Origin of the sequence: Embleya sp. NPDC020630, assembly GCF_044334985.1 — a bacterium.
Lineage (GTDB): Bacteria > Actinomycetota > Actinomycetes > Streptomycetales > Streptomycetaceae > Embleya.
This window is the reverse complement of sequence record NZ_JBIRUB010000022.1, coordinates 66,413-80,562: the sequence shown is the minus strand read 5'-3', so window position 1 is coordinate 80,562 and position 14,150 is coordinate 66,413. Positions and strand designations below refer to the sequence as shown.

Below are 14,150 nucleotides of genomic sequence, written 5' to 3'. Positions count from 1 at the left end.
GTGTGGATCTCAACCATGAGGGTCTCTGCCGTCTCCGACCGGGTGTCCCCGGCCCCCGCCGCCATGCTCGGAGCGCTGTACGTCCGGCTCATACAGGGGCGCCTACCCGGGCCACCGACGGCGTAATCGCGCCGCCCGCCGGGCCGGAAACGATTCCCGAGCCCACCCGGGGTGATCTGTACGGAAGTGTCGGATATGCCCATCGAGATCACACAATGAAGGCCCGAAAGCGCTGTCGGAACTTCAACGCTCGGGTTCCGGATCCTTCAACCAGCCCAGCAGTTCCTCGGTGAACATCGCGGGCTGTTCCTCGTGCGGGAAGTGCCCGACGCCGTCCAGCAGTCGCCAGCGGTACGGCGCCTCCACGTAGCGCCCGGAACCGGCCGCGGTGCGCGGCAGGATCACCGGGTCGAGGGCGCCGTGCAGATGCAGCGTGGGCACCTCGACGGGGGCCTTCATCCGGGTCGAGTACTGGATGCCGTCCGGGCGCGGGATGGAGCGGATCAGCCACCGGTAGTGCTCGGCCGCGCAGTGCGCGGTGCCCGGCACCAGCATCGCCTGGCGATAGCGGGTGAACGACTCGTCCACCGGCCGGCCCGGCGCCGACCACGCGCGCAGCATGTCGCCCACCATCGCCGCGTCGTCGCGGATCAGTTGCCGCTCGGGCACCCACGGCCGCTGGAAGCCGAAGATGTGCGAACTCGCCGCCATCTGATGACGGTCCGTCAGCAGCGCGCCGCGCAGTTGCCGGGGGTGCGGCATCGACACCGCGACCAGTCGGCGGACCACCTTGGGCCGCAACACCGCGGCGGTCCACCCCAGATAGGCGCCCAGGTCGTGGCCGACCACGATCGCGTCCGGCTCGCCGAGCGAGCGGATCACCCCGGTCACGTCCAGGGCCAGGGTGATCGGGTCGTAGCCGCGCGGGGTGCGGTCGCTGCCGCCGTAGCCGCGCAGGTCCATCGCGACCGCGCGATAGCCGGCCCGGGCCAACGCCTGCATCTGATGCCGCCAGGTCCACCAGAACTGCGGGAATCCGTGCAGCAGCAGCACGACCGGTCCCTCGCCCGTCTCGGCGATGTGGAACCGCGCGCCGTTGGCGGCGATGTCGCGGTGTGTCCAGGGCCCGGCCACGTTGACCACGGTGCTCTCGGGAACCGTCATGCCGAGCAGGGTTGCACACTCGCGATCGCACTCCCGTTTCCGCGCCCGCTTTCCCCGGCCCGGGCGCGCCGCGCGGTCAGCCGACGTTCTTGAGCGTGTTGATCGTGTCCTGGGTGGTGGTGATCGTGCGCTCCGGCGGTCGCACCTTCTTGAACGACACGATCCCGTAGTACCCGAGCCCGCCCGCGAGCAGCAGGTAGAAGCCGCCGACGATCAGGAAGCTCCACGCCACACCCAGACCCAGGGCGTGGATTCCGTACACGACCGCGAAGCTCAGGAAGACGAACGCGAACACACCGACGAATGCCGCCGCGCCGAACGCGCCGCCGCCCTTCGCGACGTTGACCACGCTGACCTTGACCTCGCTCTTGGCGAGCGCGATCTCGCTGCGGACCAGGGTGGACATGTCCTTGCTGGCGGACGAGAACAGCTCGCCGAGGGATCGTTGCGCGTCGACGGGCACGTCCTGGGCCGGGGACCTGTCGGTGCCTGCCATGGTCACTCCTCGTACCGGTATGGATAAGCCGAACCCCGATCATGCCCTGCTGCGGTGATGCGTATCCACCGGGGCACGTCGTACGAGTGTTTCGGATGGGAAACGAAGCAATCCGGACTACGCGAGCTTGTCCCGGCGCAGCCCGTCGGCGTCCGTTTGATACACGTCGGGGATACCGTCGCCGTCGTCGTCGCGGTTCTCCTCGGCGCACAGCCGGGCGTAGGTGTTGTTCCGTATCCGCAGTACGACCGTGGCCGCCACGGCGGAGAGCACCGAGCCGACCAGGACCGCGGCCTTCGCCTGTTCGGTCAGCATCGGGTCGTCGGTGAAGGCGAGTTCGCTGATCAGCAGCGACACGGTGAAGCCGATGCCGGCCAGCATGGACATGCCGAACACGTCGGGCCAGGCCAGGTCGTCGCTGAGTTGGGCCCGGGTGAACCGGGCGACGAGCCAGGTGCCGACGAAGATGCCGACCACCTTGCCCGCGATCAGGCCGAGCAGGACGCCGAGCGTGGGCCGGTGGGTGAACACGTCGCCGAGCACCGGTCCGGAAACCGCGACGCCCGCGGACAGCAGCGCGAAGATCGGCACCGCCAGACCGGCGGAGACCGGCCGGACCAGGTGCTCGACGTGCTCGGCCGGCGAGGTGCGCTCGTCCCGGTCCGGAACCACCCGCATCAGCAGGCCCATCGCCACGCCGGCGACCGTCGCGTGCACCCCGCTCTCGTGCATCAGCGCCCAGATCACCACCGCGAGCGGTACGTAGAACCACCAGCCGCGCACCCGCCGGCGCTGGAGCAGCCAGAAGACCACGAGCAGTGCGAACGCTCCGGCCAGGGCGAGGAAGTTCACCGAATCGGTGAAGAAGATCGCGATGATCAGGATCGCGCCCAGGTCGTCCACCACGGCCAGGGTGAGCAGGAACGAGCGCAGCGCGGACGGCAGGCTGGTGCCGATCACCGCGAGTACGGCCAGCGCGAAGGCGATGTCGGTCGCGGTGGGGATGGCCCAGCCGTCCGGCGAGCCGCCGCCGGCGTTGACCGCGAAGTAGAACAGCGCGGGGGTGAGCATCCCGCATCCGGCGGCGACCACCGGCAGGATCGCCTGGGCCGGATTGCGCAGGTCGCCGACCACCAACTCGCGCTTGAGTTCGATGCCGGCCACGAAGAAGAAGATCGCGAGCAGTCCGTCGGCGGCCCAGGTGCTCAGCGACAGGTCGAGATGCAGCGCGGAGGGGCCGAACCGGAAGTCGCGCAGGTCCTGGTAGGCGTCGCTCCACCCGGTGTTCGCCCAGACCACCGCGACCACCGCCGCGATCAGCAACAGCGCGCCGCCGACCGTTTCGGTGCGGAGCGCGTCGGCGATGAAATTCCGCTCGGCCAGCGTGGACGGACGCCGAAAGAACTTGTTGCGTGGTGCGGACTCGGCACCCACGGGACCTCCAGGTCGGCTGCGGCTCGCGGGCGTATACCGCCCTGCGAAAACGACAAAACAGCGCCGACCAGACTTCCCGGCATGTCTCCCGTCGGGGGAGACCCACGACGCGGGAGCGGTCCGACCCGGACCCGGTCCCCATCAGTGTATCGACAAGATTTTCGATTCCGCCGAACCGATCCGGCCCACGGCGCGCATCATGACCCGCCGTGGACGGCAACACGAGGGCCCCGTACCGAGGTTGCGCTCGGTACGGGGCCCTCGTGGAGCAGCGTGTCGCGGGTCGGTCAGTCCTGTCGGCGCGTCGGCAGCGCGTTCTCCTCGACGGACAGCGCCCGGTTCGCGGCGGGCTTGTTCGGGCCCTGCGCGGCGGTGACGATCGAGTTCCAGTCCGCCGGGGTCTGGCCCACACCCAGCCCCTGGAGCTTGGCGATCACCGCGGGGTCCTGTCCCTCGAGCCAGTCGGTCAGCTGACGGAACGTCACGCAGCGCACGTCGGCCTTGGTGCAGACCGAGGTCACCGTGTCCCGGACGGCGTTCATGTAGATGCCGCCGCTCCAGTCCTCGAAGTGATTCCCGATGAACAGGGGAGCGCGGTTGGTGGTATAGGCGCGCTGGAATCCGTTCATGTAGAACTCGTGGGCCTCTTTCTCCCACGCGTCCTTCTTGGACGGGTCGTATTTACCGTGCCGCTGCTCCTGCTCGTACATGATGTTGTAGTCCATGGAGAGCTGCGACTTGTTCGGGTCACCCGGCCACGGCAGCGACTGCAGCGGGAAGTCCCAGATTCCCGTCTCCTTGCCGCGCTTGGGCCACACCTGAAGACCGCCGGCCGAACTCGCGTCGTAGCGGAATCCCATCTCCTTGCCCGCCCGCATCAGGTTCGTCTGGCCCTCCAGGCACGGCGCGCGGCCACCGATGAGCTCCTTGCCCGGTGCGTAGTCGAACGGCAGCGGCGGAAGGTCGGCATAGCCGGTGTTGGTCTTCCAGTTCTGGACGAATTTCACCGCCTGCTCGGTTTCGTTCTTCCAGTCGGTCGGGCTCCAACTCTTGCCACTCGTGGCGCTGTTGCAGAAGTGGCCGTTGAAGTGCGTACCGACTTCGTTGCCCTTGAGCCAGACCTCGCGCATCTGGATGATCGTGTTGCGCACGGTTTCGTCGGACATGAAGTTGATGTCCGACTGGCCCGCGGTGTGCTTCGGCCCGGTGTACATGGCCTTCTTCGTCTTCGGGAGCATGTAGATACCGCTCAGGAAGTACGTCATCTGTGCCTTGTTCGCCTCGGACACCTTCAGGAATTGCGAAACCAGCTTGTTGCCGTCCTCGGCCGCGCCATCCCACGAGAACACGACGAACTGCGGCGGTTTCTCCCCCGGCTTGAGCTTCTCGACCTTGGGCTGGTTCGGCTGGGGACCGGTGTCGGCGGTCGAGCCGTCACCGATCGGTTTGACCGGACCCCTCGGTTTGTCCGATTCCTTGCCCGGATCGCTCGGATTTCCGCTGCCAGGGTTCTTTGCAGAGGAGTTGCCGGAATCTTTCCCGTCCTTTGCGAAAACCACGAAACCGATAGCGGCCAGGACTGCGACAACGACGAGCACCGCAGCGCCGCGGACAGTTCGCACAGTTCACCTCTTCCCATGGACATGCCGGACCGGGCTGTATTCCCTATCGATACATACGCACGCCGGGGTCACCCGGTTGCGTGCGTCCCCGGTCCGCTTCCCCGCGTACCCGGGCCGGGATCCATCGGATCGTCCGGGGCGCGTGAGCGCGGACACATCACCGTACGGGGCGTCGGGCCCCGGAAGCGATCCGGCGTCACCCTCCGGTCACGGGTCGGCGCGGAACTCGATCCGCCCGCCGTACATGCCCATCGCACAGGTCCAGTCGACCGTCCCGGGGCGCGGTACGCCCAGGTCGATCGTGGTCTCGCCGGTCACCGGCAGGACCTGCTGCCGGTCGCGCGCGGGCAGCACGAAGCCCCGGGTGCAGCCGGTGGTGTGGTCGGTGCGCAACACCAGGATGGTGGGTACGCCGGCCCGGGCCAGCGCGCGGGCCGGGTGGTAACCCTCGTTCGCCACCCGGACGGTGACCCGCTGTACGCCGTCGGCCCCCGTGCTCGCCGCCGCGTGGTCGACCGTGCCGCGGGCCGCCGGGGTCCACCAGCCGGCCAGACGCAGTCCGGAGCCGACCGTCCACGCGGCCACCACGAGCACCAACACGCCCAGGGCGGTGGTCAGTCGCCCACGCAGCACGCGCCCCGACGCGCCGACCAGCAGACCCAGGACGGTGAACAGCGGGATGGTGCCGAGGACGAAACCGGTCAGGATCGCGGCGCCGCCGAGCGCGTTTTGCGAGGTGACGGCGACCAGTTCGGCGCCCAGCGTCACCCCGCACGGGACGAACACCGTGGCCGCGCCCAGGAGCAGCGGGCCGCGCCCGGCGCCGCGGGCCGAGCCGCGCGGCAACAGCCGACCCACGCCGGGCACGCCGAGCATGGCCAAGCCGAACAGCACCATCAGCGCGGCGGCGAGGAGCATCAGGACCGCCCGGGTGCTCGGCGCCGGTTGGATCGCGCCGCCGAGCAGGCCGAGCAGTGCGCCCAGGACGGCGTGGGCGACCAGCTTCGCGCCCAGGAAGGCGGCCAGCGCGCGGGGGAGCGGGCGGCGCATGGGGGAGGCGGCGCAGTCGGCGGTCTGGGCGGCCTCGGCGGGTCCGGCGCGATCGGCGCGATCGGCGCGATCGGTGGGCCCGGTGGCCGAGGTCGCCCCGCACGGGCGAACCGCGCCGACCAGAAGGCCGCCCTGAACCGCCGCACAGGACGCGCCGCCCGCGGCGAACCCCGCGCCGAGCCCGGTCGCGAACAGCGTGAGCACCTGCACGGCACCACCCCCACTCCGGGGAGATTACGGGCCATCACACACAGTGTGGAAGATGCTCGGTGTGAAACATCTGTTTCACCCATATGGGTGCACATTTTACGTTCCGAAAAGGATAGCCTTACTGTGACGAGGTAAACACTTAGAGTTAAGTTGGCCTATCCGGCCCGAATACTCTTCTTTCGACCCGCGCGCCGCCACCCCTGCGGCAGCCATGCCCGCCATGACATGACTGACATGACTGACCCCGGAGGACACGGACATGCCCGTTGCCCCTGTCACCACGCCCGCGCCGGTTTCCAGGGCCGCGTCCGTGCGGGCCGATCTCCGCGCCTCGCTGGTGGTTTTCCTGGTCGCCGTGCCGCTCTCCCTCGGCATCGCGCTCGCGGCCGGCGCCCCGCTCGGCGCCGGCATCATCTCGGCCGTGGTCGGCGGCATCGTGGTCGGCCTGCTCGGCGGCGCGCCGCTCCAGGTGAGCGGCCCCACCGCGGGCCTGACGGTGATCGTGGCCGGTCTCGTACAGAACTACGGTTGGCGGGTGACCTGCCTGGTCACCGTCGGCGCCGGCCTGCTGCAGATCCTGCTCGGCGTGGCCAGGGTGGCCCGGGCCACCCTCGCCCTGTCGCCGGCCGTCGTACACGGCGTCGTGGCCGGCATCGGCGTGGTGATCGCGCTGGCCCAGCTGCACGTGGTCCTGGGCGGCGCGCCGCAACGGTCGGCCTGGGAGAACCTGCGCGAACTGCCCCGTCAGATCGCCGACCTGCACACCCCCGCGGTCGCCGTCGGGATGATCACCCTGGCCCTGCTGCTCGGTTGGCCGCTGCTCGGCCGACTGCCCGGTCGCGGGGCGGCGCTCCGCCGGGTGCCGGCGCCGCTGGTCGCGGTCTCGCTGGCCACCGCGTGTGCGAGCGTGCTGCACCTGGACGTGGCCCGGGTGGACCTGTCCTCGGTCGTGTTCACCACCCCGGTGCTGCCCCCGTCGGGTGCGTGGGGCGCGATCGTGGTCGGCGTGGTCAGCGTGGCGCTGGTCTCCGGGATGGAGTCGCTGCTCTCGGCCGCGGCGGTCGACCGGCTGCACGACGGGCCGCGCGCCCGACTCGATCGCGAACTGATCGGCCAGGGCGTGGGCAACGTGGTCTCCGGTGCGATCGGCGGCTACCCCGTCACCGGCGTGGCGATCCGCTCGGTGACCAACGTGCGGGCCGGTGCGGTCACCCGGGCCGCGACGATCCTGCACGGGGTGTGGGTGATGGTGTTCGTGGCCCTGCTCGGCGCGCTCGTCGAGCGCATCCCGCTCGCGGTGCTGGCCGCCCTGGTGATGGCGGTCGGCCTCCAGATGGTCAGCCTCGCGCACATCCGGCACGTACACCGCCACCGTGAATTCCCGGCGTACGCCGCGACGATCGCGGGGGTGATCCTGGCCGGGGTGCTCCAGGGTGTGCTGCTCGGCGTGGTGGTCGCGGTGTGCACCGCGCTGTACCGGCTCAGCCGCAGCACCGTGCGGGTCCACCCCGGCGACGGGGTGCTGCACGTGGAGGTGCACGGCTCGCTCACTTTCCTGTCGGTGCCGCGACTGTCGCGCGTGCTCGCCAAGTTGCCCCCCGGGGAGCACGTGGTGGTGGACATGACGGTGGACTACCTCGACCAGGCCGCGTTCGAGGCCGTGCACTCGTGGCGCGCCGGCTACCTCGCGCGCGGGGGCCGGGTGGACATCGAGGAGATCCACGACGGTTGTTACGAGCGGGCCGCGGGCGGCACCCCGGGGCCCCGGCGGTCCCGACTGACCCCGTCGCCGCGCTGGTTCGCGCCGTGGTGGCACTGGCAGCGCGCGTGTCCGCGCGAGGACGGCACCGCGTCCCAGGCCCTGGTGGCCGGTGCCCGCGAGTTCCGGCAGCGCACCGCGCCCCTGGTCCAGCCGTTCCTGGAACGCCTCGCGCTGGAGGGGCAAAAACCCGCGCAACTGTTCATCACCTGCGCCGACTCGCGGATCGTGCCGAACCTGATCACCGCGAGCGGTCCCGGCGACCTGTTCACCGTGCGCAACGTCGGCAACCTGGTTCCGTCCGGCGACACCGCCCGGGCCGAGCCGGGCACGGGCGACGCGTCGGTGGGCGCGGCCATCGAGTACGCGGTGTCGGTGCTCGGTGTGCGCAGCATCACCGTGTGCGGGCACTCCGGGTGCGGGGCGATGAAGGCGCTGCTCGACAAGGTCGGCACGGTGCCCGACGCCGGATCGCGTCCCGGTGCCACGCCGCACCTGGACCGCTGGCTGCGCCACGGCGACGCGTCGCTGGCCCGCTTCACCGCCGAGCCCGCGCCGACCGTGACCGGTCATACCGTGCCGCCGGTGGAGCAGTTGTGCCTGACCAACGTGGTCCAGCAACTGGACAACCTGCGCGACCACACGGTGGTCGCGCAGGCGGTGGCGGCGGGCCGACTGCGGTTGTTCGGGCTCTACTTCGACCTCGCGTCCGCGCAGATGTACCTCTACGACGCGGTGCGCGGCGACTTCGGTCCGGTGGACGCGGAACGGGCCGAGTCCGGGGCGCTCCCGCAGGCCGTCCCGACGAGCGCCGAAGATCACACTTTTCCGGCGCTCAACCCCGGATAGCCGGCCCGCATGCTCGCGCGGTCGGCCACGATGCACGCTGTGCATCGGAGTGGTCTAAACCAATCTTCGTGCTCCTCTTGCCGGCTCGGGCCGGTCCCTGATGAGCTACGGCAGAGAAGAGACCGCAGCCGCACGGAGGAGTACGCGTGAGCAACGCAGACCGGAACACGGGAGACAAGGCCGGCGAGGCACTGTCGAACCTGCTGCGCGAGGAGCGCCGCTTCGCACCTCCGCCCGCGCTCGCGGCCGACGCCAACGTCAAGGCCGACGCGTACGAACGGGCGGAAGCCGATCGGCTCGGCTTCTGGGCCGAGCAGGCCCGGCGGCTCGACTGGGCGGTCGAGCCGCAGGAGACACTGGACTGGTCGACGCCCCCGTTCGCGAAGTGGTTCGCCGACGGCAAGCTGAACGTGGCCTACAACTGCGTCGACCGGCACGTCGAGGCGGGCCACGGGGACCGGGTCGCGATCCACTTCGAGGGCGAGCCGGGCGACACCCGCACGCTCACCTACGCCGACCTCAAGCGCGAGGTCTCCAAGGCGGCCAACGCGCTGACCTCGCTGGGCGTCGAGGCCGGCGACCGGGTGGCGATCTACCTGCCGATGATCCCGGAGGTGGTGATCTCGATGCTCGCGTGCGCGCGCATCGGCGCCCCGCACTCGGTGGTCTTCGGCGGCTTCTCCGCGGACGCGGTCTCGTCACGTGTCACCGACAACGACGCGCGGATCGTGATCACCGCCGACGGCGGCTACCGGCGTGGCAAGCCGTCGGCGCTCAAGCCCGCCATCGACGAGGCGCTGACGTCCTGCCCGGACGTGCGCAACGTGCTGGTCGTGCGGCGCACCGGCGGCGACGTCGCGTGGACCGAGGGCCGCGACATCTGGTGGCACGACCTGGTCGACGCGCAGTCGGAGGAGCACGAGCCGCAGCCGTTCGACGCCGAGCACCCGCTGTTCATCCTGTACACGTCGGGCACCACCGGTAAGCCCAAGGGCATCCTGCACACCTCCGGCGGCTACCTGACCCAGGCGAGCTACACCCACCACGCGGTCTTCGACCTCAAGCCCGAGACCGACGTGTACTGGTGCACCGCCGACATCGGCTGGGTCACCGGGCACTCCTACATCACCTACGGCCCGCTCTCCAACGGCGCCACCCAGGTCATGTACGAGGGCACGCCCGACACCCCGCACCAGGGCCGCTGGTGGGAGATCGTGGCGAAATACGGGGTCACCATCCTGTACACCGCGCCCACCGCGATCCGCACCTGCATGAAGTGGGGCGACGACATCCCCGCCAAGTTCGACCTGTCCTCGCTGCGCATCCTGGGCAGCGTCGGCGAGCCGATCAACCCCGAGGCGTGGATCTGGTACCGCGAGCACATCGGCGCCGGGAAGACCCCGATCGTGGACACCTGGTGGCAGACCGAGACCGGCGCGATCATGATCAGCCCGCTGCCGGGCGTCACCTCCACCAAGCCGGGCTCCGCGCAGCGCGCGCTGCCGGGCATCTCGGCCAAGGTCGTCGACGACACCGCGACCGAGGTCGGCAACGGCGGTGGCGGCTACCTGGTCCTGGACCGGCCGTGGCCGTCGATGCTGCGCACCATCTGGGGCGACGACCAGCGGTTCAAGGACACCTACTGGTCGCGCTTCGAGGACCTGTACTTCGCCGGCGACGGTGCGAAGAAGGACGACGACGGCGACATCTGGCTGCTCGGCCGGGTCGACGACGTGATGCTCGTGTCGGGCCACAACATCTCCACCACCGAGGTCGAGTCGGCCCTGGTGTCGCACCCCAAGGTCGCCGAGTCGGCGGTGGTCGGCGCGACCGACGCGACCACCGGCCAGGCGATCGTGGCGTTCGTGATCCTGCGCGGCAGCGCCTCGGAGTCGGCCGAACTGGTCGCCGAACTGCGCGAGCACGTCGGCAAGGTGCTCGGCCCGATCGCCAAGCCCAAGCGGATCCTGCCGGTGGCGGAGCTGCCCAAGACCCGCTCCGGCAAGATCATGCGCCGCCTGCTGCGCGACGTGGCGGAGAACCGCACGCTCGGCGACGTCACCACGCTCACCGACTCGTCGGTGATGGACCTGATCTCGTCGCAGCTGCCGTCGGCCCCGACGGAGGACTGAGCGGGACGGAGTGGGTGCGGGGCGGTCCGTCACTGGTGGGCGGGCCGCCCCGCGTCGTCGGGATCGGGGCTGCGGGCCGGGACTGCGGGTCGGGGCTTCGGGTCGCGCCTCGGACGGGGCGTTCGGGCCGGGCGTTTCGGGTCGGTGCTTCAGACCGGTGCGGACATTGCCTGCGGGCCGAGCACGAATCCCGAGTCGACCTGCTCGGCCAGGTCGACGCCGGTCTTCGCGTTGGCCCAGCCGCGTGCGTTGCGCAGGTGGAACTCGACCATCTGCGCCGTGTAGCGCGCCCAGTCGCGGCGTTCGAAACCGGCGTCGGCGGCGTGCACCAGCTCGTCCAGCGCGGCCCGGTTGGCCGGTTCCAGGCTGTCGAAGTCGGGGGAGTGGCCCTTCTCCAGGGCCCGTACGTAGTCGGACTGCACGGTCCAGGTGAGCAGGTCGTCGCCGACGTGCTCGCGCAGGAACTCGACGTCGTCGGGGCCCTGGACCTTGTTGCCGACCACCGCGAGCGCGACGCCCCAGTCGCGGGCGTAGTCGCGGTATTGCCGGTAGACGCCGACGCCCTTGCGGGTCGGCTCGGCGACCAGGAAGGTCAGGTCGAACCGGGTGAACAACCCGGAGGCGAACGAGTCCGAGCCGGCGGTCATGTCGACCACCAGATACTCGCCCGCGCCGTCGACGAGGTGGTTGAGGTACAGCTCCACCGCGCCGACCTTCGAGTGGTAGCACGCGACGCCGAGATCGGACTCGGCGAACGGCCCCGTCGCCATCAGCCGCAGTCCGGGCAGTCCGGGCACCTCGCGCGCGCACGCCGCGTGGATCGGGTTGTCCTCGGTGAGTCGGATCAGCCGCGAACCCCGGCCCGGCGGGGTGGTCTTGACCATCTGCTCGGTCGAGCCGATCCGCGGGTTGTCGCCGCGCAACCAGTCCTTGATCGTGGGCAGGCGGGCGCCCATCGCGGGCATCGCCGCAGCGGCCTGCTCGTCGAGGCCGAGCGCGGCGCCGAGGTGCTGGTTGATGTCCGCGTCCACGGCGACCACCGGACGGCCGGCGGCCACCAGATGCCGGATGAACAACGACGAGAGCGTGGTCTTGCCGCTGCCGCCCTTGCCGACGAAGGCGATTTTCACGGCCTCTCCCTTGATATATGAGTTTGACAATCGTTTTCGATAGGATCATCCGTTGCGGACCGTGATCACGTCAAGTCGGAAAGTAGTCGCAGTGTCGGCCGAGGGGCCGTCGACCCCGGGCGGGCGCGGCCGGGCTCGGCGCGGGCCCGTGTCGCGGGCCATTCCCGGCCCGGCGTAGGGTCGCTCGGGTGAGCACCGCAACCGATCCCCTCGCCGCCCTCGCGCTCCTGCCCGGCGTGCCGGAGTCCGTCGAGGACACCCGCACGGCGGTGGACCGGCTGCTCGGCCACCGCACGATGCGCCGCCGCAGCATGGACATCAGCGCCGAATCCGCGCTTCGTGGCGCGCGGGCCAGTGCCGCCCTGGAGGGCGTCGACTGGTCGCTGGAGGAGATTCGCCGGCGGACCGACTACTCGTCCTCGCGCGACGACGGCGGTGCGGTGGTCGCGGGCGCGTTGCGGCTGTCCGCCGAGATCGGCACGCTCCTCGGCACCTGGGGGCACAGCCCGCTCCAGGTGCTGGCCCGGCTGCACGTGGTCGCCGCGGCCGACGCAGTGCCCGCCGAGGCGCTGGGCCGGCCGCGCCGGGACGACGAGTCCTCGGCCGGGCAACTCCCGGCGGACGAGGTGGCGGCCCGCCTCGACGGGTTGTCCCGACTGCTGCTCGCGCCGTCCGCCGCGCCCGCCGTCGTGGTCGCCGCGGTCACCCACGGGGAGATCCTGAGCCTGGCCCCGTTCGGCTGGGGCAACGGGCTGATCGCCCGCGCCGCGCAGCGGATCGTGCTGATCACCCGGGGCCTGGACCCGAAGGGCGCGGCGGTGCCGGAGGTCGGCCACCTGGAACTGGGCGTCGACGGCTATGCCGAGGCGCTGCGGGCGTACGAGAGCGGTACCGCCGAGGGTGTGGCGACCTGGATCCGGCACTGCGCGGAGGCGATGACGCTGGGTGCGCGCGAGAGCGTCGCGGTGTGCGAAGCGGTGATGCGCGGGATCTGACGGCCGGCGGGGGTGCTTCGGCCGGGGGCGGCTCGGGGCGGCTCGGGTGGCCCGGCGCGGCTCGGCGCGGTTCGCTGCGGGGTGTTTCGGGTTCGGACGTACGAGACGGCGGCGTCCGGGAGGACGCCGCCGCTTTGTCACTCCCGCCGAGGTATCAGGCGTGTACCCGTTATGACGATCGGCCCCGGCATGCGCATCCACGGGGGGAAGAACATGCAGGTTGTCCGACGCGTTCGGCCCCTACGAGGGTCGGTCGCACGTGGGTTCCCGGCGGTCGTGCTCGATCCGTCCCGGCCACCCGGGTGAGCGGGGGCCGTACGGGCCGTTGGTCCCTTTTCTAGTGCGTTGCCGAGAGGAGGGGAACCCCTGACCCAAGATCTTTACTTTCGGCCTTTGTCGGATTTGCTCCGCTGTCGATGATCGTCGGGCGCCGGGGCGGCCCCGCCTTCCGGTCAGCGGCGCTTCCTGGCGAGGTACCAGACGAAGCCGGCCGCGGTGGCGCCCGCGCCGATCGCGGTCGCGGCGAGCACGGGGCGCGAGGGTACCGAGAGGCTGGGCACCCGCTGGCGCAGCGCCACGGGCCGGCTGAAGACCAGGACGGGCCACCCGCGGGCGGTCGCCTCGCGACGCAGGCCGCGATCCGGGTTGACCGCGTACGGGTGGCCGACCTCCAGGAGCATCGGCAGGTCGGTGATCGAATCGCTGTACGCGTAGCAGGAGGTGAGGTCGTAGCCCTCGGTGCGGGCCAACTCCTTGACCGCCGCGGCCTTGTTGGGCCCGTACGCGTAGAAGTCGATCTCGCCGGAGTAGTGGCCGTCCTCGACCACCATCCGGGTGGCCACCACGCGGTCCGCGCCGAGCATGTCGCCGATGGGCTCGACCACTTCGGCCCCGGAGGAGCTGACGATGACCACGTCGCGGCCGGCCGCGTGGTGCTCCTCGATCAGCGACGCGGCCTCGTCGTAGATGATCGGGTCGATCATGTCGTGCAGGGTCTCCGCGACGATCTCGCGCACCTGCTGCACGTCCCAGCCGCGGCACAGCGCGGACAGGTATTCGCGCATGCGCTCCATCTGGTCGTGATCCGCGCCGCCGACGAGGAAGACGAACTGGGCGTAGGCGCTCTTGAGGACGGAGCGGCGATTGATGAGTCCGCCGTGGTAGAAGGATCTGCTGAACGCCAGCGCACTGGACCTGGCGATGATGGTCTTGTCGAGGTCGAAGAAGGCTGCTGTCCGCTTCGGCGCCTGGGTTTCCACAGTTCACGAGGATAAGGGCAGCCATTCGGCGTAAACTCCGCGTCGTGGGT

General features: G+C 70.6%; 10 protein-coding genes. 3 read left to right on the top strand and 7 right to left on the bottom strand.

All coding sequences use genetic code 11. The annotated features are described in order from the left end of the window. Positions 1-243 precede the first annotated feature (243 nt). The 5 genes from ACH4XV_RS40920 to ACH4XV_RS40900 all read right to left on the bottom strand — a co-directional run bounded on the left by ACH4XV_RS40920 (position 244) and on the right by ACH4XV_RS40900 (position 5,976). Positions 244-1,164 carry an alpha/beta fold hydrolase gene (locus tag ACH4XV_RS40920; protein WP_395798430.1) on the bottom strand — a complete coding sequence of 307 codons (921 nt, stop codon included), beginning with the start codon at positions 1,162-1,164 and terminating at the stop codon, positions 244-246. Between the two features lie 76 nt (positions 1,165-1,240). Further along, positions 1,241-1,660: a phage holin family protein gene (locus tag ACH4XV_RS40915; RefSeq protein WP_395798428.1), complete on the bottom strand. Its 420-nt coding sequence runs from the start codon at positions 1,658-1,660 to the stop codon at positions 1,241-1,243. 117 nt (positions 1,661-1,777) lie between these two features. After that, entirely contained in the window at positions 1,778-3,094 is a 1,317-nt protein-coding gene (gene nhaA / locus ACH4XV_RS40910) for a Na+/H+ antiporter NhaA (protein ID WP_395798426.1), read from the bottom strand. A 287-nt stretch (positions 3,095-3,381) separates the two neighbouring features. After that, positions 3,382-4,716 (bottom strand): hypothetical protein, encoded by a 1,335-nt coding sequence (locus ACH4XV_RS40905; RefSeq protein WP_395798424.1) that lies wholly within the window; start codon positions 4,714-4,716, stop codon positions 3,382-3,384. Between the two features lie 207 nt (positions 4,717-4,923). After that, positions 4,924-5,976, bottom strand: a complete 1,053-nt coding sequence (locus ACH4XV_RS40900; protein WP_395798422.1) for a sulfite exporter TauE/SafE family protein — start codon at positions 5,974-5,976, stop codon at positions 4,924-4,926. Between the two features lie 259 nt (positions 5,977-6,235). On the opposite strand from ACH4XV_RS40900, the gene ACH4XV_RS40895 reads away from it, so the two are divergent. Beyond that, positions 6,236-8,584, top strand: a complete 2,349-nt coding sequence (locus ACH4XV_RS40895; protein ID WP_395798420.1) for a SulP family inorganic anion transporter — start codon at positions 6,236-6,238, stop codon at positions 8,582-8,584. 146 nt (positions 8,585-8,730) lie between these two features. Continuing rightward, entirely contained in the window at positions 8,731-10,716 is a 1,986-nt protein-coding gene (gene acs / locus ACH4XV_RS40890; RefSeq protein ID WP_395798418.1) for an acetate--CoA ligase, read from the top strand. A 149-nt stretch (positions 10,717-10,865) separates the two neighbouring features. On the opposite strand, the gene ACH4XV_RS40885 is transcribed toward acs, so the two are convergent. After that, entirely contained in the window at positions 10,866-11,846 is a 981-nt protein-coding gene (locus tag ACH4XV_RS40885) for an ATP-binding protein (RefSeq protein ID WP_395798416.1), read from the bottom strand. A gap of 188 nt (positions 11,847-12,034) precedes the next feature. Between ACH4XV_RS40885 and ACH4XV_RS40880 the strand changes: the two genes are divergently transcribed. Continuing rightward, entirely contained in the window at positions 12,035-12,841 is an 807-nt protein-coding gene (locus ACH4XV_RS40880) for an oxidoreductase (RefSeq protein ID WP_395798414.1), read from the top strand. 452 nt (positions 12,842-13,293) lie between these two features. On the opposite strand, the gene ACH4XV_RS40875 is transcribed toward ACH4XV_RS40880, so the two are convergent. Further along, positions 13,294-14,100 (bottom strand): HAD family hydrolase, encoded by an 807-nt coding sequence (locus ACH4XV_RS40875; RefSeq protein ID WP_395798412.1) that lies wholly within the window; start codon positions 14,098-14,100, stop codon positions 13,294-13,296. Positions 14,101-14,150: the final 50 nt, after the last annotated feature.